Genomic DNA, 18,707 nt, shown 5'->3' with positions numbered 1-18,707 from the left:
AGGATCCATGCCGATCACCGTCACCGCCCCGAACGGCGTACTCACCGCGGCTGGTCGCCGTGCGGTGCTGCCACGCCTGACCGAGGTATTGCTGGAGGTCAGTGGCTTGCGGAACAACGAGTTCTTCACCTCGATCGTCGGCGGCACCGTGCACGTGCTCGACCCATCGGACATCTATGCCGGAGGCGTGAACCGTGCTGTGGTGCTGGTCGAGGTGAAGTTGGCGAACATCGGACTGCCGACGCCGGCCGCTCGGGCGGCATTCGTCACCGCCGCCACGGACGTCATCGACGCGGTGACAATCCCGGCGCACGACCGGGCGAACACCTGGGTCAACATCATCAATGCTCCCGACGGCGGATGGGGAATCGGCGGCACCGCATACACCGGTGACGCTCTCGCTGCTGCGGCCTCCGGGTCGTGAGCGCCGCGGACCATCCGGTCGGCGCGGTGTGCTGGGTGGACCTGGGCTCACCGGATGTCGACGCGACGGCCGAGTTCTACCGGGCGTTGTTCGGCTGGTCGATCGCCGCACCGGATTCGGCGGGCTATCGGCTCGCATCGGTGGGCGACCGCCTGGTGGCCGCACTCGGGCCCGCCGAGAACCGGGGCCCGCCGTACTGGACGGTGTATCTGCACACCGAGGACATCACCGCCTCCATCGACGCCGTCTCGGCGGCCGGTGGGTCGATGGTCGCGCCGCCCACCCGAGCCGGCGACGCCGGTACGGCCGCGGTCGTCCGCGATCCGTTCGGCGAGCCGTTGTCCCTGTGGCAGCCGGGAGGCCATACCGGCACATACGCCTCGGGCGAACACGGCACGTTCGGCGGTGTTCGGTACCGCACCGACTCACCCGCCGTCGCCGCGGCGTTCTTCCGTGCCGTCGCCGACTGGCGGCTGAGCGACGACGGCACCTTCACGGTGGGTGATCGAGCCGCGGCGACCTGTGAGCCCCGTCGGTCCGGATCCGGCTCGCCCTGGCTGGTCGAGTTCCTGGTGCTGGACATCGCCGAGACGATCGCCCGCGCGGTGCGACTCGGAGCGCGCGAGATGGCACCGAACGAGCTGACGGATCCCTGGGGCGCGTCGTTCGCCGTGCGGCAGGTCGCCGCGTGACCTGTCTGCCGAATTCACAGCTCTCGCAATTGAGGCAGCGCTTTCTGGGCGATCTCGACGAACTCGTCCAACGATCCGGCGTACACGCCGTCAGCCCGAGGCCAGTGCACCACCACCTGCTGGACACCCAGCGCCGCACATCTCTCGTGTAGTTCGAGATACTCGCCGAGCGAGCCGATCGGGTCGAAATCAGCCATGGGTGGAGCGAGGAACACCTTTTCGAGCTCTGTGAAATCTCGCCCCATCGCGGCACAGACCGACGCGAGCAGATCGAGTTGACCACGCAGCGCTGACATATGTTCATCGAGCGTGCTGGGTACGGTCAAGCCGGTCGCACCGGTGGATACCCAGGAGTCGGCATATCCCACGGTCGCCTTCATGGCTCTTTTACCGGTGGCGGCTATCAGCAACGGGACTCGCGGCTCCTGGATACATCCGGGAATCATGCGCGCTTCCTCGAATTCGTAGAACGCCCCGGAGAAGCTGGCCACCGGTTCACGCAAGAGCAGGTCGATGGATTCCACGAACTCGGCGAACCGTTCGACCCGCTGAGCGGTGGATAGTTCATCAGCACTCACGGACAACGTGTCTCCGGCTCCCACCGATCCCGCACCCAGGCCTAGTGTGAAACGGCCGCCGGATAGGTCGTCGATCGTCATCGTCTCTTTGGCGAGGACGACCGGATTTCGAATATTGGGCGATGAGACCATGGTGCCCAGGCGAGTGTTCTTCGTCAGGCAGGCGACAGCGGATAGGATCGGTATCGCCGAAAACCACGGTCCATCTCGAAGGCTGCGCCACCACAGATGATCGTATGTCCACGCGGAGTGGAATCCGAGTTCCTCCGCCGCGACCCAGCGCTCCATAGTGTGCGACCATCGCTGATCGGGAAGGATCACCACACCGGACTGCATACTTCCTCCGTAGCACCGTGCGGAGTGACCGTGGGCGGCCAGCACCGCGGTCGTCGACATCACCGCCAACCTACCCGCGACGCAGGCCGAAGGAGCTCAGCCGGGCAACGCGTCGATGAAAGCCAGCAGCTCCTTGTTGTAGCGATCCGAATCGCTCAGGTACACGCCGTGGCCGGCGCCGGGCACGATGACGAGTTTCGACTGGGGCAACAGGGAATGCGTCTTGCGGCCGGTCACGTCGATGGGTGCCGACCGGTCCGCGTCACCGTGAACGACCAGCGCTGGGCAGGTGATCCCGGCGAACTCCTCGCGCTGGTCGCTGGTGATGCGCGATCGACTCGTCGACACGAGCACTTGAGGATGGGTGTTCACGATCTGGCTGCGGGTCCAGTCACCGAGCGTTGCCGAGATCGGGTACTCGGCGCCGAAATAGTCAGCGCCCGAGACGGCCTCGACGAACGCACCCACATCCCGACGCAGAAGCGCCCACATGGCCTCGGCGCTCGCCAGGGGGATGGGGCCGTCCGGATTGTCCTCGGTGCGCAGCTCAAAAGGCGTGGTGGGGGCGCTCAGCACGATCCCGGCGATTCGCTCGGCACCATGACGAGTCAGATAGCGGACCGTTTCCGCGGCACCCAGCGAATGTCCGACCAGCACCACATCACGCGCATCGAGGTGGATCAGCAGGTCCGCCAGATCGTCGGCGAGACGATCGAGATCGTAACCCTGGCCGGGCAGATCGGACCGCCCATGTCCGCGCCGGTCGAAAAGCACGCACTTCAGACCGGCCTCGAGAAAGGCGGGGACCTGGTAATGCCACATGCCGCTGTTCAGCCCCCAAGCGTGAGCGAACACGACACAACGGCCGTCGGCCGCACCCGCCGTCGCATAGAAGAGACTTGTTCCATCCGTGGTATCAAAGAACGGCATCGTCGGGGTTCCCTTCGCTGACAGAACGGACCTCAACCATCGTGAGGCACTCGAACTACATGGCGCGAATACCTGATAGGTACTCGTTTTCACTCGCCGCCGTCGCGGTATTAGAAAGACTGACCGGACGTCTCGGTGTGCCTCGGTCGAGTGTGCTGGCCGTAGGTGCTACTGGCGGCTACCTGACCGAGATAGGCGAGCGCGCCACACACGATGACCACGATGACCACGGCTCGCGCGCTCTTGGTCAGCACCAGCGGCCGGGTCACCGGTGTGTCCGTCATCGGTTCGGAACCGGCGGGTACATCCCCGAACAGTTTCTTCGGGTACGCCGAGGTCAGCATCAGCAGATAACTCTGGTAGCGCACCTGGTAGCGCAGCGTTGCAGACAGGGCCAGGAACAGCGTCGCCGGCATCCGGCCCGTGATCAGCACGATCAGCCAGACTATGACGCCGAGCACCCACCAGCCGTAGCTCGCCGCAACACTCAGGATCGACGCTGGGAAAACCAGGATGATGCGGAAAAGCACCGCGGCCCGGTTGAGCCGCCCTGGAGGCGCGAGGACGATCCTGATCGGATAGTCGGCCGAAGCGAACGCGAACGGCGGGTAGCGATCGGTCAGCAGCTGCAGGTACCCCCCGAACCGGGTCTGCCAGGCGACGTAGCCGCTCAGGAACTCAGCCACCCAATCCGGTAGACGGCCGGTGAACAGCGCGGCGAACCAGCCGATGACCATCACGACCAGGGCCGCGATGTTGACCAGCGCGAGCACGATCATCTGTGGGATCGCCAGGATGAATCGCAGCAGCACCGTCCATCGTCTCTGCTGCTCGGCGAAGTCGACCTCCAGCTCCGGATCGATGCGGGCGGGCGATACCCCCGCGCCATCCGACGACGGTATGATCATCATGTCTGGGGTCCTTCCCTACTGCCATTCTTGTCGCACTATTCCGGGAAATCCTGCTCGGGAAAGCACGGTCCCCGCGATCAATGGAATACTGATCGAACCGAAAGTAAGGCAGCACTAAGAGACAATTAAGTTCCGACGCAATCGAGTCTTATCCGATCGCGAATCTTCAGCAAACCGGCCTACCGGATTCCAACCGTTCGGCGTTTTCCGAAGGCCCGACGTGGTGTCCCTTGATTTGCTCGGCACCGACAGACCTCATCCATGCAGGGTCAGTACGTCGTATCGCTGGTCACGCCAGATCCTTCGGGAGCGCTCCTCGGGGTAGCCGGCGACGGTCGGTGCGTCGCCGTAGACGCGGGTGGTTCGTTCGTGCGGTTCGTAGCGCGCCCAGCCGGGGTCGCCGGTGGCCGCGAAGGACAGGTGTTCGGACCGGATCAGTTCCGACAGCAATCGGGCGTGCCCCAGGACGCTCGGGCCGGCTTCGGTGAGTCCGGTGTCGATGTGGGCGGTGCCGAACATGAGCAAGGTGTCCAGGCCGTGCGAGGCGCCCGCTGAGCTGAATCCCCAGCTGAGTTCGTAGAGCCACACCCGCGCGCCACCGGCATGTGCCGCTTCGGCGAGGTGCACGGTGGACATCCGAAACAGCCAGTCCGACAGCGCCGTGTCCCGCAACTCACGGGCAGACAGCGATGGATAGGTCGCCCGGTAGCGTCGGGCGCCGGGGGGACGGAGTCAGGCCGGCGATGAGCGCGTCGACCTCGGTTTCGCCGATGTCACCGAACCGGTCGGCGGCGAGCAGACTGAACTCGTCGCGGGTGTGGCCGATGAGCAGTTCGACATCTCGGAGCACGCCATCAGCGAGCCCAGTCCATGGGGCGACGGGTAAGACGTCGCCATCCACAACCGGGGAGAAGGGCGTGGGTGTGTAGGCGACCGGGCCCCATCGGCACGCACGCCGGGAGAGCCGGGCGGTCACCGTCCGGGTCGCGTCGACCAGGTAGTCGGGTGGCAGCTGGGCAAGCTCCTCGCCCCGGGGCGAACGCCCGAGCTCGGCACTGATCTCGGTGGCGATGTCGGTGGCCAGCTCGGGCGTGAAATAGGTTCCCGGGACGCTCTGCAGGATCGCGCGGCGGAAGAGGCCGGTCGATGCGGGCATCACCAGCAGCGCGGCTATCGAGCCCGCACCAGCAGACTGGCCGAGAAGGGTGACGTTCGCCGGGTCACCGCCGAAAGCGGCGATGTTGTCCCGCACCCAGCGCAACGCGGCGAGTTGATCGAGCAGCGCCCGGTTGTCGGGTGCGCCGTCGAGACGGGCGAAACCTTCGAATCCGCTTCGATAGTGGGCGCTGACCACGACCGCACCGGCACCGGCCAGGGTCGTGCCGTCGAGGTGCGGGTTCGCCGAGTCGCAGGCGAGGTACCCGCCGCCGCTGATCCACACGACGACCGGAAGTCCGGTTCGGCCGGGAGACGGAGTCCACACGGCCAGGTTGAGCCAGTCGTCACCCGACCTAGAGCGATTCGGCTGGGGTGGCGGCGGGCCGAACTCGGTGACATCGCGGACCCCCTCCCAGGGCGCCGCTGGGCGGGGAGCGGCGAACCGATGCGGCCCGACCGGCGGCGCGGCGAACGGAACACCGCGGAACACCGCCACCCCGTCCCGCCAGCCTCCACGGACCGTTCCGACGGTGGTGCGCACCTGACTGCTCATGATCTACACCCTCGCACCGGCTCGGAGCCGCGGTCGCGCGATTTACCCGGAGCGATGCACCCGTTGATCGGGTGGCCCGGTGTCTTGGCCGGTGCGGCCGGCCTGGCAATGGCGCTATCGTGTCGAGCATGTCCGCTCCCGCGCCTCAGCCCATAGGCCCGAGGCCGGCGGTGCATCCCCCAGCGGCGGACCCCATTGCGATCCGGGCATGCCTGACGCCTGATGTGGCTGCGGTGTTCGACACCGAATGGGAACGCACTCTGGACTCGGCGAAACAGAGCAAAGACCTCAGCGGCGTACGACAACTGCTCCAGCACTGGCGCCACTTCGCTTACCAGGAACTCCTGGAGCCCGGCACCTACTTTCAGGTGCTGGCGACAACCGCGCACGTTCAGGCCACGAGACGAGCACCGTCAGGCAGCGTGCCCGAGAACGAGATACGTGCGCGGATCAACGCTCGCCTAGCCGACGCGGACCTGAACGACGGCACCCGCGAGTAGGCGCGTGTACCACGTCATCACCTACCCGGAAGCATCCGACCAGATCGCCGCACTCCCGGTACACCTGTTGCCTGACTACGCCCAGGCCCTCGATGCACTCGCCAGTACGCCGTGGCAGGGAATGTCACACAACTCGAACAACTCCGACGCCGAGGTACGCCGCTGGCTGTTCGGGCCCCTCGGTGTGGGCCAGGTGATCTACCTCGTGTTAGAGCGGGAACACGAAGTGCACGTACTACGAGTCGTCTGGCTCGAACTACCAGGCGACTGATGTGGACCGGCCGCGGATCCGCGTTGAACGTGATCAGGTTCTACGTCGGAGCTTGATCGACCAGAGGGCGGCGGCGCCGACGAGCGCACCACCGAACCCGACCAACACGTACCGCCACCACTGATTCGCCGGGGCGATCGCCCCGGCGCGATAGTCGGGCACGTCCGCTGGGTCGCCGTAGTGGCCTTTCCTGGCCAGGGTGCCGCCGTCGGCCCAGCCGCCGCCGCGGTCGCAGTTCACCCGATCCCGCGCAGGTGCCGTGGTGTGCAACGACATGTCCTGGCCCTGCGCCGGGTCGGGCTGGTGAATTCCGCCATCGGCCTTGTCGCGGGCCAGCACGTCGGCCAGCAGATGGTCACCCAACGCCAGACCGTCCTCCGCCCACCGGGTACTCGCTTCGGCCAGCACCTGTTGCGCCGCCACTCGATCACCGCCGGCGTAGAACCGTGCGGCACGCTGCTCGACGTCGCCGAGCTGGGCGAGCTCGACGGCCTCGAAACCCTCCCAGGCCTTCGTCACCTGACCGAGGTAGCGCTGCTTGCGCGAACACGTGGCGTACAGCAGACGTTTATAGGTCTGCGTGGCGAACTCGGTCGCCTCCTGCTCGGCGAACTCCGGGTTGAGATAGGTGCTCGCCGCGTCGTGGGTCAGGTAGCGGTGCTGCCGATATTCCGGCGGCACCGACTGGGTACCGATGTGGAACGGGATGTAGGGCGCGGTAACGGCCGCGGTCACCGCGACCCACAGTGTCGCCAACTCGGGGTCGGACAGCCGGTCGTTCAGCTCGGCGACCTGGCCGTACCCGGACCGGTCGTCTGACCAACGAGGATCCCGCACGATCCGTTGAACGTCGCGCAACGTGACCGGGGCCAACCGACGGAACTCTGCTTCCAGCGACGGCGGGTGTCGGTAGGGCGAAGGATCGGCCGGGTCGGCAGCGGCACCGACCGCCACCGGCTTCCCGGGAAACGGCGTGCCGTACACGGCCTGCACGTTGAACGGCGTGCCCTGGGCCGGATTCCACCACCCACGCTCGATCCCATAGCTGATCAGGTTCGGTGAGGAGAGGTGATCGGCATCCGGAGTGGTCGGGAAATCGCCGAGGTAGCCGGGATAGGACACCCGGACCTCATCCGGTCCGAGCCGCTGCGCGGCCCACAACCCCTTGCCGCCGGCCATCTCGATCAAAATCCAGCCCTCGTCAGCGTCGGCGAACAGGTGCGAGTTGCCGCCATAGGTCGTGTAGCCGTACCGATTGATCAAATCGCCGACGATCTGTACCGCCTCGCGCGCGGTATGGGCTCGCTCCATCACGATCCGGGACAGGTCGCTGTAATTCGGGCCGTGCTGCGGCGTCGGGGTATCACGGACCAACTCGGGCCGCGAATTCGACCACACGTCGCGCGCGGACACCCCGTATTCGTTCAGTCCGCCATTGGTCAGCGGCGATGGGAAGCCCTTGAATTCCGAGTAGTTCGAGGTGAGGTAGCGCGCGGTCTGCTCGACCTGCGGGATTCGGCTCAGCTCACCGGGGATGTCCGCTTTCTCCGTCGCGCCCACCTCGATCGTCGATCCCGGCGGATGCTGTCGACGTGCCACGATGTCGAACCAATGGCTGGACGGCTCGTGCCCGAATCCGGCCAGGAACGGGTGTCCGTTCGCGGTCAGGTTCCTACCGATGTAGACCGCGAAGCTCTTGTCCGCCGACACCGACCGATCAGTCTCAGTACGATCGACCGGCGTAGCGGCGGCGGTCGGCGTCAGTACCACCATCAGCACGCCCACGACCGCCAGGCACCTGCACCCAGTGCTGAACACCGTCACGACCGGGGACCGTAGCCGCGGCCACCGGCGATATCAACCGCGTGCTCACGAGCACGATCGGAGAACGAGCATGACCATCGCCAGGTCCCCCTCGGGGCTGGAGGAGACGGGGCCGATCGATCCGTTGCTGGATCACCTCGTGTACGCCGTACCGGATCTGGCCGAGGCGGTGGCCGAATTCGCCTCGGCCACCGGTGTGGCACCGGTACCGGGCGGACGCCACCTCGGACGAGGGACCCGCAATCATCTCGTCGGCCTCGGCCCGACCAGCTATCTGGAGATCATCGGACCGGACGTCGAGAATCCGGTCGGCGACGGCGCAGGCGTGCCGTTCGGTATCGACACACTCGCCAGCCCCCGGCTGGTGACCTGGGCGGTGCGACCCCCGGACATCGTCGCTGCCTCAGCGGCATCCGCGACGGCGGGCGCGGACCTCGGTGGAGTCCGGCCGTGGTCACGCCGCACGCCCGATGGCGGGCTACTCGAGTGGCATCTCGCGTCGGTGTTCCCCGCGCCGTTCGACGGCGTCACACCGTTCCTCATCGACTGGGGCGCCACCCCGCACCCGGCGCGGACGCTACCCAGGTTGCGCTTACTCGGCTTTCGGGCGACCCATCCCGACCCGGCCGCCGTCAGCTCCGTCACCGAGGCACTGGCCGTGCGGCTGAAGGTCAGCCGTGGGCCTGCCGCGCTGCAGGCGTTGATCGACTCCCCGCGCGGCCTCGTCTCGCTCAGCTGAACCGCCTGGTCGCGAGCCTCGCCGGTGGTCCGGATTGCCCCGTTACCTTCCGGCTGATCGGCGCGGACGGTGTCACGTTCAACCGCGCGAGGAGTGCTCACCCGGGCTTCGATCCGGACCTGGGAGCAGCTGAGCGAGCCCCGCAAGTAGCCTCACGCCGGACAAGCCCCGATCCACAATGGAGGTTCCGATGAGCTCTTCCGGTCAGGTACTCGTCGTCACAACGAACGATCTACCCGGCTATCGCATCGAGGAGGTATTCGGCGAGGTGTTCGGTCTGACCGTGCGATCACGCAACGCGTTCAGTCAAATGGGCGCCGGGATGAAGGCGATGTTCGGTGGTGAGCTACGCGGCATGACCAAGGCACTGATCGCAAGCCGGGATGAGGTCATGGAGCGAATGACCGCGGAGGCGAGCAGCCGGGGCGCGAATGCCGTGATCGCCATGCGATTCGACACCTCCGAAATGGGCGACGTGTGGACCGAGATCTGCGCCTATGGCACCGCGGTGCGTGTCGTCAAGCTCTGACGACACCCGTGAGCTACCGCGACGAGGGTGCGCGCCGCAGATAGGCTTCGGTTATGTCGTCCGAGGGAAAGAACAGTTCGACGGTCAACTCGGACAGCGTGATGTCCTGGGGCGTCCCGAAGGTGCTCATCGTGGTGAACAACGACAGGTCTTCGCCGTCGAGTCGGAGCCGCCAGGGCATCACCGGGTTGAGCTGGTCGACCGGCAGCAGGCGGGTCCAGCTTCGCCGGTCCGGGATGGACGGCCAGGTGGCGATCTCCGCCGCCAGCGCGGCCAGCTCGACGTCCTGCGTCTGGGTGACCGCCCGGTCGAGCTGACGCAGCAGATAGGTCGACCACTCGGCGAAATTGTGGGTACGGCCGCCTAAACCGTCCGGATGCAGGGACACCCGGAATATGTTCGTGGGCGAGCCGCGCACCCCTTCGGGAATCCCGGCGGAGAAGCGCGCCGCCGCCGCATTCGTGAGCTGGACACTCCAGCGTCGATCGACCACGACACCCGGGTAGGGCTCGTGCGCGTCCAACAGTGCCTGCAGCGACTCGCGGACCCGAGCGAGTCGCGGCCCGGCCAGCGGTGTCTCCGGATAGTGCGGGGCGTAGCCGGCGGCCAGCAACCAGTCGTTGCGCTCACGCAGCGGCACGTCGAGGTGCTCGGCGATCGCCAGCAACAGCTTCGGGCTCGGCCGGGACTTCCCCAGCTCCACGAAGCTCAAATGGCGAGGCGACACCCCGATCTCGTGCGCCAGGCTCATCTGGCTGCGCCGGACCAGGTCACGCTGCCGGCGAATCAGCAACCCGACCACCGCGGCTGTCATGAGCGGAACCGTATCCGCCGAGGAAAGCGAAAACGAGTACCTGCGAGGTAGTCGCTTCGCGGACAGGCGTGGTTCACGGTTGTGGCTCGACCACTACCGAAGGAGCCCGCCCATGAACATCTCGGACATCGTCGACCGCTACACCGCCGTGTGGAACGAATCCGATCCCGCCATCCGCACGAAGATCGTCTCCGCGCTGTGGGCGAACGCCGCGACCCACACCCTCGAATCGCAGGTCTACCGGGGACGCGAAGCCATCGAGGTCCGAGTCGCCGACGCGCACGAGCAATTCGTCGCCACCAAGGACTTCCGCTTCAGCACGGTCGGCCAACCCACGGCTCACCACGACGCGATCCACCTCCGTTGGGAGATGGCCCCCGCCACCGGCGGCGCCGCGGTCGGCGGCGGTTACGCCGTACTCCTGCTCGACGATGACGGCCTGATCCATACCGACTACCAGTTCAACCGATCCTGACCAGCACTGAACGAACCGGATCAAGGTTCCCTCATCGGGTCGGTCATGGGGCTGCCGCATGGTCTGCGGTCGGGGGGAGGACGTGTGCTCCAGTGCCGTTCCTCCGGCACTCGACGGCCTGGCGCTTGGGGCACCGAGGCCTCCACTCGCCACTGGCCACCGGCCCATCGAGCGCTTGGTTGACCCTCCTGTGGGGGAAGGGTCGAGACTTCCACTGGTCGAAGTCGCCCCTGCCAGTCCGCGAGGAGAGGTCACGATGAGTAACATCCCCCAGGTCGGCACCACCAGGGAACCGGTACAGAAGACGGTCACCACCAAGGTCGGTGACATCGCCTACGTCGAGTACGGCTCCGGGCCCGTGGCGCTTTTCGTGCACGGCGTCTTCCTGAACGGCGATACGTTGTGGCGCGAGGCGATGGTGAGACTCGGAGACGTCCGACGATGCATCGCTCTTGATCTTTTCTGCCACGGCCGCACCGGATACCGCGAGGACCAGGATCTCTCCACCGCCGGACAGGCGGAGATGCTCGAGAACTTCTGCGAAGCACTCGGGATCGACCAGGTCGATCTGGTCGGCAACGACAGTGGCGGTGCATTCTGTCAGATCTTCGCCGCTCGTCATCCGTCCAGAATCCGAAGCTTGATCCTCACCAACTGCGACACCCACGACGGTTGGCCACCGCCCGAGGCGGTTCCGCTGTTCGAGGCCGCCACGGACGGCACGCTTCGGCAGCAGGCTCACGGTCTCGTCCACGATGTCGAGGCAGGTCGTGGATTCCTCGGGCTGGGCTATCAGCACCCGGAGCGGCTGACGGCGGAGAAGATCCGAGCGGTCTTCGAACCCGTTCTCGGCACGCCCGAGGCGATCACCGGAATGGAGCGCTGGCATGCGGCCGCCGACAACCGCGACACCGTCGCCGTCGAACCGCAGCTGCGCCGACTCACCGCTCCGACACTGATCATCTGGGGCACCGGCGACCAGTTCTTCGACATTCGCTGGGCCGAGTGGCTGCGCGACACGATTCCCGGCGCCGAGCAGGTGATCACGATCGAGGATGGGAAACTGTTCTTCGTCGACGAACGCGTCGAGGAATTCGCACCGCTCGTCCGAGCTCACTGGCTGTCGAACTAGCGACCGGGCGGCGATCGGCCGGCCGATGCCTACCATGGTTGACATGCTAAGGATCGGACTCAACCTCGCCGGGAGGCTGCCCGAACGAGCTCGGCAGGATGCCAACTACAACGTCATAGACGCACTGGTCTATGCGGCACGCGGCGCGGAGCAGGCCGGCCTGCGTACGGCCTGGCTGCCGCAGGGTTACGGCTACGACACCCTCACCACGCTCGCCGCGATCGGGCGCGACGTCCACCAGATCGAGCTGGGTGCCTCGGTGGTGGTCGTCCAACCTCGCCATCCTCGAGTACTGGCCGGGCCGCGCACACTAGGTGATCACATCATCCCGTTGCTGAGCCGCGCGGCGCGAGATGCCAGTCGGGGGACGCCCCGCGTGGTCGCCGGCCTGCCCGTGTCCGTGACGACCGATGCCGATCGGGTGCGCGAGCAGGTCGCGACTCGCTTCGCGGGCCTAGCGAAACTGCCGTCCTACCGGCGCACACTCGACCGGGACGGCTTCACCGATGGCGGCGAGCTGACCATCGCCGGCACCGAGGAGCAGGTAGCCGCCGGGTTGCGCCGCTACGCCGGCCTCGGGGTCACCGACGCGCTCGTCAATCTGGCCGGCGAACCCGACGAGCAGGCTCGGACCTTGCGTCTGCTGGGCGAGATCACCGCCTGAGCCCGCCTTCCGAGGCGACCGCGTTCCACTACCTCTGAGGTAATTGCGGGAATCGTCGTTGCAGGCCAACGTGGGCGGTGCTCACATGGACGAGGTAGGTGAGGTCGCCGATGGACGCCGACGAAGTCGAGCAGATCACTCCTCTTACTCGCACGCAGCGATTCTGGCGCAATCGCGCATTCGCCAGATTTCGGCACAGCGTGGGATGGTTCCGTCGCACGAGCGGTCTGTTGACGCGCGCCCACGCATTCGTCGTCCTCCACAGCGGTGGCCGTATTCGGCGCTCCTATCTCTTCACCGGAGGAATGCCGATTCTGATACTGACCACGGTCGGCCGCAAAACCGGCAAGAAACGCTCCATACCGTTGGGCTATCTTCGATTCGGCGACTGCTATGCGGTCATCGCCGGGAACGCGGGAAACGACCGGGTGCCTGCCTGGTGGCGCAACCTGCAGGCCGACCCGATCGGGCATGTTCTGGCCGACCGAAGTCACCACCCGGTCACCGCGCGGAGGGCGACGGACGAGCAAGACGAGTACCTGTGGAACCGATTTCGACAGCTCAATCCGGGGTTCGACGAATACCGCACGCTCACCCGGCGCCGCCTGCCCATCGTGCTTCTCCAGCCGCGACCTGACACTGCCTGTTGAGCGAATTCCGACGTGCCCTTTACTGCGAAGACACAGCTCCGCGAGCAGCAGGGCGTCCGGAACGAAATCGGGCGGCATCCATTCAATTATCCTCGCGAGGTCGAATCACCAACGACTTCCACATCACCGTGCAGACGGTTTCATAACGACGAATCAACCCGGTGGGCTCTTCGACTTCTCGCACGCCTGGTTTCCGATCATAGCTGAGGTAACCAAGGCGCTCGTACAGCGCCCGAGCACGAGTATTGCTCTCTTCGACACCCAACTCCGCCCGACAGAGGCCTTTAGCGACGATATGCTGCTCGGCCGTCCGAATCAGGAGCGTGCCGATGCCGCGCGACCGCAATGCCGGGTGCACGACCAGTTGCCATAAAGTTCCCGTTGCCGGGTTCACCTCGTAGTCGACCCCGCCGATCGCCACCGGTAGATCGGCCGGGGAGCACACGGCCAGGTAGTCGACGGCGTCGGTCCGAGCACGCTCCAGCTCACCCGCGACTCTCCACAGATGCAGCGCCGTGCCGGACCACGAACACCATCTCAGATCCTCCTGTCGCAGGTCACGTACCGACAGGTCCACATTCACAGGCTACCTTGATCGACACCGCGCACCGTGCGTTCAGACCGCGTGGTGTGCACACTGCGCGGTGTGAATGCACGGTGCGCGGTGTCGCCAGGTCTCGCCGAGACGCGCGGCCATCCGACCGGGGGGTCACATGAGGCATGAGGCGCTGACCGCGGCCGAGGATGACCACCGGTCGGTCGTGGACTTGACCCGCGCGCTCGTGCGGATCCCCAGCCGAGGCGGTGTCGACCCCTACGGTCCGGTCCTGGATCGACTCAGCACCTGGCTGACCGAGCACGGATTGACCCCCACCGTCCTGATCGACGACAGCGGAGCGGTCGTGGGACTGACCTGCGAAGTACGTGGCGGCAGTCCCGGACCTCGCTGGGTACTGGATGCGTGTCTGGACACCGCGCCGTTCGGCGACGAGTCGACGTGGACCCACCCGCCCACATCCGGACTGATCTCCGACGGCTGGTTGTGGGGCCGAGGCAGCGCCGACGCCAAATCCGGAGCGGCGATCTTCAGCCATCTCGCCGTACGTCTGACCAGGGTCGCGCAGGACTTGCACGGCAGCCTCGTGCTGCTCTGTGACGTCGATGAGCACACCGGCGGATTCGGCGGGGCCAAGAGGTACTTCGCCGGGCCGGACGCCCCGCGAGACGTCGCGGGGGTGATCATCGGGTACCCCGGTATGGGCGAGCTCGTGGTCGGCGGACGCGGGGTGTATCGCGCCGTGCTCCGCGTCCACGGCAGGTCCGCGCATTCCGGCAGCAGCAGCACGCCGGGGTCGAACGCCGTGACGAAGGCGGCGCAGCTCGTCCAGGTGCTGTCCGCCGCCGATCTGCCCCACGGCGCCGACCGGGATTTCCCGCTACCGGGAAAGCTCACGGTCACCGCGATCGACGGTGGTCAGGGCTATTCGGCGATCCCGGACCTGTGCACCGTCAACGTCGACATCCGTACCACCCCCACCTTCGACGGAGAGGCAGCGGCCGGGCTGCTCACCGACCTCACCTCCCGTGTCGACGATGCCTGGCCCGGCACCCGGCCGACCACGATCGAGCTCGTCACTCGCTGGCCCGCGTACGCCTTTCCATCGGATTCCCGGCTGCGCACAGCCGTCCTCGACGCCGCGAGCCTGACCGGAATCCCCCTCGAAACCAAGATCGCCGGCCCGTCCAGCATCGGCAACTACCTCGCCGGCCTCGGCATCCCCGCCACCGCCGGGTTCGGCGTCGACTACCTCGGACTACACGCCACCGACGAACGCATCCGGCTGGACACCATCCCGATCGTCCAGGCCACCTACCACGCCGCCGTCCACACCCTCCTCACAGACGGTGCTGGCTAAGGGTGCTCTGTCGACTCGGTGCCGGCCAGCACCATCAGATCACCAGTCGTTGATCGTCCTCACCACGGCGACGCTACCTATCATCCGCGTGGGATAACGTCACTATTACGGAAACTAATATCAGACCATCCGAACCTCCCTGAACAAACTGCTCGAAGGTGCCGGCGCACCGAGTAGGTTCAGGAGCCACAGTGTTCATCGGTCGGTGTCAAATCGCATCGAACGCTCGTCACCAGGAAGATGCCCGGGAGACAAACGATGTTGAACACGATACGAAAAGTCGACAGTGTGCTCACCCTATTCACCGAGTTGCATCCCGAGTGGGGTGTCCGCGAGATGGCGGGTGAACTGGGCGTTCCGCGGTCCAACGTGTACGAGCTGGTGTCCAGCCTGGCCGGGATCGGTCTGCTGGAACGAACTCCGGACAGACGTTATCGCCTGGGTTGGCGATTACTGCAGCTATCTGACCACCTGGTGAAGAGCACAGACGTGGTCCGGATCGGCACCGGCGTGGTTCACCAGCTCGCCACGCAGCTCGGTCAAACCGCGGGCCTGGCCACCTGGGAAAGCGGTCAGGTTCTGTGCCTCGAGCAGATCGAACCGCGCGGGTCCATACCGATCGCACGAGTCGGTGACCGCCCGCCGGTCCATTCGACCGCGCCGGGAAAGATCGCCCTGTCCCACGGAATAGTGGACCTGGAAGGCACGCTCGAGCGCTTCACTCCGAGAACGATCACCGACGAAATCTTATTGCGTCAGCAACTATCTGTCGTGAGGCGTAACGACGTGGCATTCGATCTGGGTGAGACCGACCCCTCGGTCCGCTGTATCGCCGCCCCGATCCGGGACACCCGCTCCGGTGTCGTGCTCGCAGCGGTGACGCTGTGCGTCGCGCCGACCCAGTTCGTCAGGGACGGCGAGCGCTATACCCGGTCCACGATCGGCGCGGCTCGCTGGATCTCCGCCCTGCTCAGCTCCAACAATACCGCTGATTCGAAGACTCGCTCGAACCGAACGGCCGCGAGGACCCCGCAACAGCTGCACCTGTCCCGGCGCCTGCCCCTGCTCCAGTTCGACGGGAGACGCCACGCTGCGCAACCACCGGCCAAGTGACCTGGCCGGTCATCGGCTCTCTCGATCCGCCAAAGCCACAAGCATTGCTCCGGCCACAAATTTTGAGACGGATCAGCCGGGATGCTCGCCGACGACTCGACTGCTCTGCGCTGACCGGGCGCCTCCAGAATTTCGCTGAGAAGTCTGTTGAGGACGCTGGGCTCGATCTGTGAAGATCGGGAGCGTCCTCAGCAAGCGATTCGCCGGGAGGGTGCTGTGCCACCGGTTCCGGTGTTGTGGGTGACCGGAGCGCCCGGGGTAGGCAAGTCAACGGCCGGGTGGGCGCTGTACACCCGACTCGCCTCGGCGGACGATCGCGTCGCGTACGTCGATATCGATCAACTCCGCCTGTTCGTCCCCGCTCCGGCTGATGACCCGGAACGCCACCGGCTGAAGGCGACCAACCTCCTCGAGGTGATCGATACATTCCGACGAAACGGTGCCCGGCAGGTGATCGTCTCTGGTGTGGTCGATCCACATCGCGGTATCGAACCCTACGTGCGGGGTACCGAGGCTGAATATGAGTTCACCCTGGTTCGCCTGCGCTGTGCCCGCGACGAGCTGCGCCGCCGATACCTGGGGCGAGGTTCATCGGGCGAGTGCCTCGACGAGCTCATGTCACTGGCGGACAAGTTGGACCGTGATGGCCTGGGCGTCCCGCTGGACACGACGACGAGGTCGCCGCACGAGGTCGTCGAGGCGTTGATCGAGAGGGTCGATCGCCAGCAGCAGGAACACTCGATCTGGTCCGGCACCCAGACCGTGCACCGTCGGCTCGGTGCGGACGTACCAGTGTTGCTTCTGGTCAATCCTACCGCGGTCGGTAAGTCGGCGGTGGGTTGGGAGGTCATGCAATCGCTCGGGGCGAAGGGAGTGACGGCCGCCTACATCGATGTCGACCAGCTCGGGTTCGTCCAGCCGGAGTGCGGGCCGGTGAAGGCCGAGGCCTTGACGGGTGTTTGGCGCGGCTACCGTGCCGCTGGCGCGCGGGCCTTGATCGTCGTCGCCCGGGGTGCCCCCCCGGCGTACGAGCCGGCGCTCGCCGGCGAGAACCTGACCACCGTGTGTCTCGACGCATCGCCTACCGATCTCGCGGATCGAGTCGCCCGCCGTGGCCAGGGCGGATGGCCCTGGCTAGCAGGGGATTCGCTGACCGGGGCGCCGGATTGGCGACTGGCCCAGGTCACGTCCCGCGCCGTCGCGGAGAGAACCATCTTTCACCGACGACTCAGCGACGCTACTACGGTGATCGACACCAGTATTCGGAGCAGTCGGGCGGTGGTGGCGACACTGACCACACTGCTGACTGCGGCGGCGGCATCGCGATCTGTCGCCGTTGCAGATCGGACTCCCCCGTCGGGTCAGTCACTCTGAGGGTTACGACCGCATCCATGCTGTTCTCCGGTTCACTGAGATAGTGACCGCAACCGAACGGCGCGACCCACGCGAGCGGTGGCCGCGATGTCGGACAGCAGGTAGGGGTTCATGAGCGGATCGGCGGGCAGGACCGCGACCGCGGTGCGGCTGAGACAGATGGCGCGCAGAATATGCACCGAAGTCAGCCCCGCCTCGGTCAGCGCGTGAAGTTCTCTGGCGTTGACGCCGACAGGCAGCGGGCCGTTGCCCAGGTCGGTGCCGTACTGCACTCGCCCACCCGCCGCATGGAATCGGCGCAGGTTGTCCAACGCCGTGGCGTACTCGGGCGTCGCTTCACCCCTGCTGTGGACGTCCAGGGTCGACGTCCAGGTCATGGTGGCCGCGCTCAGCGCGATCACCTCGTGGCTCAGCCGGTGCGTCCACGGGGTGTGCGCGAGCCGGCGTATTCCGGCGGCAATCGCCCGGTCGGCTTGCCCTCGACCTTCGACGTGCGCGACCACCGGTAAGCCGACACCTGCGGCGGCGTTCACCAACGTCCTCAACAAGCTGATCGGCAGGGCTACCGGGTCGTCTTCGTGCAATACCACCTTGATGGCGACCGCCTTGCGCGCCGCGCTGCGCGCGACCGCACGCAACACGTCATCCTCGGTCTCGATGGCCGTCCAGGTTCCCGCCGGCGCCCATTTCCGGTCCGAGAGATAACCCCCTGGGGCCGTCAGGAACGGGCCGACGGCGTGCACGAGCGGTAGGTCGGGATCATCGCGGGAGCGGTCGCGCAGGGCGAACACCTCATCCGGTCGACCACCCAGGTCGACCACCTCGCTGAGCCCGCTCGCACCCAGCTCAGCGAGGTCGATCTGCTCGATGTGGACGTGATGGTCGACCAGCCCTGGGACCAGCACGCCGTCCACTCCATACCGGACCACCTCACCGGGCACGGTGCTCGGCTCCGGATCCCAGACCAGGTTCCGCTCGGTGATCAGCACGCGGCTGTTGCGTTCCAGACGGCTGTCACCGCGCCAGGCCGCGGTAGCGGCGATGAGGATTGCGGTCATGGCGGCCACTCCGTTCGCCGATCATGCGGGATCAGCTCAAGCAAGGCACGAATCGTCCGCGGTTCG

The 18,707-nt window shown here is 66.3% G+C and carries 22 protein-coding genes; 13 read left to right on the top strand and 9 right to left on the bottom strand.

Going from position 1 to position 18,707, the window contains the following annotated elements; translation table 11 throughout:
- Positions 1–7 precede the first annotated feature (7 nt).
- Both G406_RS0118940 and G406_RS48010 read left to right on the top strand, forming a co-directional pair.
- Positions 8–424 carry a hypothetical protein gene (locus G406_RS0118940; RefSeq protein WP_028935038.1) on the top strand — a complete coding sequence of 139 codons (417 nt, stop codon included), beginning with the start codon at positions 8–10 and terminating at the stop codon, positions 422–424.
- Positions 421–1,116, top strand: coding sequence for a VOC family protein (locus tag G406_RS48010; RefSeq protein WP_051342343.1), 696 nt, complete (start codon positions 421–423; stop codon positions 1,114–1,116). The genes G406_RS0118940 and G406_RS48010 overlap by 4 nt, the downstream gene beginning before the upstream one ends.
- Before the next feature lie 14 nt (positions 1,117–1,130).
- On the opposite strand, the gene G406_RS0118930 is transcribed toward G406_RS48010, so the two are convergent.
- From G406_RS0118930 to G406_RS48000, 5 genes are all read right to left on the bottom strand, one after another.
- Complete coding sequence (locus tag G406_RS0118930) at positions 1,131–2,090, bottom strand: LLM class flavin-dependent oxidoreductase (protein ID WP_156934980.1); 960 nt, start codon at positions 2,088–2,090, stop codon at positions 1,131–1,133.
- 36 nt (positions 2,091–2,126) lie between these two features.
- Positions 2,127–2,960: an alpha/beta fold hydrolase gene (locus G406_RS0118925; protein WP_028935036.1), complete on the bottom strand. Its 834-nt coding sequence runs from the start codon at positions 2,958–2,960 to the stop codon at positions 2,127–2,129.
- A 110-nt stretch (positions 2,961–3,070) separates the two neighbouring features.
- A complete protein-coding gene (locus tag G406_RS48005) occupies positions 3,071–3,871 on the bottom strand; it encodes a DUF4389 domain-containing protein (protein ID WP_051342340.1) in 801 nt (266 codons plus the stop codon).
- Positions 3,872–4,126: 255 nt separating this feature from the next.
- Positions 4,127–4,507: a hypothetical protein gene (locus G406_RS58405; RefSeq protein WP_211241202.1), complete on the bottom strand. Its 381-nt coding sequence runs from the start codon at positions 4,505–4,507 to the stop codon at positions 4,127–4,129.
- 37 nt (positions 4,508–4,544) lie between these two features.
- On the bottom strand, positions 4,545–5,582 hold the full coding sequence (locus tag G406_RS48000) for a carboxylesterase/lipase family protein (protein WP_211241201.1): 1,038 nt from the start codon (positions 5,580–5,582) through the stop codon (positions 4,545–4,547).
- 128 nt (positions 5,583–5,710) lie between these two features.
- Here G406_RS48000 and G406_RS0118910 point away from each other — a divergent pair, with 128 nt between their 5' ends.
- The gene (locus G406_RS0118910; protein ID WP_037077335.1) at positions 5,711–6,082 is read left to right on the top strand and encodes a DUF6247 family protein; all 372 of its coding nucleotides are present in this window, start codon (positions 5,711–5,713) and stop codon (positions 6,080–6,082) included.
- A gap of 4 nt (positions 6,083–6,086) precedes the next feature.
- Positions 6,087–6,353: a hypothetical protein gene (locus G406_RS47995; protein WP_037077334.1), complete on the top strand. Its 267-nt coding sequence runs from the start codon at positions 6,087–6,089 to the stop codon at positions 6,351–6,353.
- A 33-nt stretch (positions 6,354–6,386) separates the two neighbouring features.
- Here G406_RS47995 and G406_RS0118900 read toward each other — a convergent pair whose 3' ends face one another.
- Positions 6,387–8,177, bottom strand: a complete 1,791-nt coding sequence (locus G406_RS0118900; RefSeq protein WP_028935034.1) for a C69 family dipeptidase — start codon at positions 8,175–8,177, stop codon at positions 6,387–6,389.
- A gap of 70 nt (positions 8,178–8,247) precedes the next feature.
- Here G406_RS0118900 and G406_RS0118895 point away from each other — a divergent pair, with 70 nt between their 5' ends.
- Together G406_RS0118895 and G406_RS0118890 are read left to right on the top strand one after the other, a co-directional pair.
- On the top strand, positions 8,248–8,916 hold the full coding sequence (locus G406_RS0118895) for a VOC family protein (RefSeq protein ID WP_051342338.1): 669 nt from the start codon (positions 8,248–8,250) through the stop codon (positions 8,914–8,916).
- Positions 8,917–9,106: 190 nt separating this feature from the next.
- Entirely contained in the window at positions 9,107–9,445 is a 339-nt protein-coding gene (locus tag G406_RS0118890) for a YbjQ family protein (protein ID WP_037077354.1), read from the top strand.
- Between the two features lie 13 nt (positions 9,446–9,458).
- On the opposite strand, the gene G406_RS0118885 is transcribed toward G406_RS0118890, so the two are convergent.
- Complete coding sequence (locus G406_RS0118885) at positions 9,459–10,259, bottom strand: helix-turn-helix domain-containing protein (protein ID WP_028935031.1); 801 nt, start codon at positions 10,257–10,259, stop codon at positions 9,459–9,461.
- Between the two features lie 112 nt (positions 10,260–10,371).
- Here G406_RS0118885 and G406_RS47990 point away from each other — a divergent pair, with 112 nt between their 5' ends.
- The 4 genes from G406_RS47990 to G406_RS55825 all read left to right on the top strand — a co-directional run bounded on the left by G406_RS47990 (position 10,372) and on the right by G406_RS55825 (position 13,180).
- Positions 10,372–10,734, top strand: a complete 363-nt coding sequence (locus tag G406_RS47990) for a hypothetical protein (protein ID WP_051342337.1) — start codon at positions 10,372–10,374, stop codon at positions 10,732–10,734.
- Positions 10,735–10,990: 256 nt separating this feature from the next.
- Entirely contained in the window at positions 10,991–11,866 is an 876-nt protein-coding gene (locus G406_RS0118875; protein WP_051342336.1) for an alpha/beta fold hydrolase, read from the top strand.
- Positions 11,867–11,909: 43 nt separating this feature from the next.
- Positions 11,910–12,530, top strand: a complete 621-nt coding sequence (locus G406_RS54180) for an LLM class flavin-dependent oxidoreductase (protein ID WP_084216180.1) — start codon at positions 11,910–11,912, stop codon at positions 12,528–12,530.
- Positions 12,531–12,640: 110 nt separating this feature from the next.
- On the top strand, positions 12,641–13,180 hold the full coding sequence (locus G406_RS55825; protein ID WP_084216178.1) for a nitroreductase/quinone reductase family protein: 540 nt from the start codon (positions 12,641–12,643) through the stop codon (positions 13,178–13,180).
- Between the two features lie 82 nt (positions 13,181–13,262).
- Here G406_RS55825 and G406_RS0118860 read toward each other — a convergent pair whose 3' ends face one another.
- Entirely contained in the window at positions 13,263–13,757 is a 495-nt protein-coding gene (locus tag G406_RS0118860; protein WP_211241200.1) for a GNAT family N-acetyltransferase, read from the bottom strand.
- Between the two features lie 136 nt (positions 13,758–13,893).
- On the opposite strand from G406_RS0118860, the gene G406_RS0118855 reads away from it, so the two are divergent.
- The 3 genes from G406_RS0118855 to G406_RS47970 all read left to right on the top strand — a co-directional run bounded on the left by G406_RS0118855 (position 13,894) and on the right by G406_RS47970 (position 17,583).
- Entirely contained in the window at positions 13,894–15,096 is a 1,203-nt protein-coding gene (locus G406_RS0118855) for a M20 family metallopeptidase (protein ID WP_051342334.1), read from the top strand.
- A gap of 240 nt (positions 15,097–15,336) precedes the next feature.
- Complete coding sequence (locus G406_RS47975; RefSeq protein WP_084216177.1) at positions 15,337–16,209, top strand: IclR family transcriptional regulator domain-containing protein; 873 nt, start codon at positions 15,337–15,339, stop codon at positions 16,207–16,209.
- Positions 16,210–16,449: 240 nt separating this feature from the next.
- Entirely contained in the window at positions 16,450–17,583 is a 1,134-nt protein-coding gene (locus G406_RS47970; protein ID WP_169736723.1) for an AAA family ATPase, read from the top strand.
- A 32-nt stretch (positions 17,584–17,615) separates the two neighbouring features.
- Here the strand turns inward: G406_RS47970 and G406_RS0118840 are convergent, their stop codons facing one another.
- Complete coding sequence (locus G406_RS0118840; protein ID WP_028935026.1) at positions 17,616–18,641, bottom strand: amidohydrolase family protein; 1,026 nt, start codon at positions 18,639–18,641, stop codon at positions 17,616–17,618.
- Between the last annotated feature and the right edge of the window lie 66 nt (positions 18,642–18,707).

The organism is Actinospineispora spinosispora DSM 44797 (assembly GCF_000429025.1).
In the GTDB taxonomy this organism is placed as follows: domain Bacteria; phylum Actinomycetota; class Actinomycetes; order Mycobacteriales; family Pseudonocardiaceae; genus Pseudonocardia; species Pseudonocardia spinosispora.
Note: the sequence above shows the minus strand (reverse complement) of the source record. Positions and strands in the feature narration are given on the sequence as shown.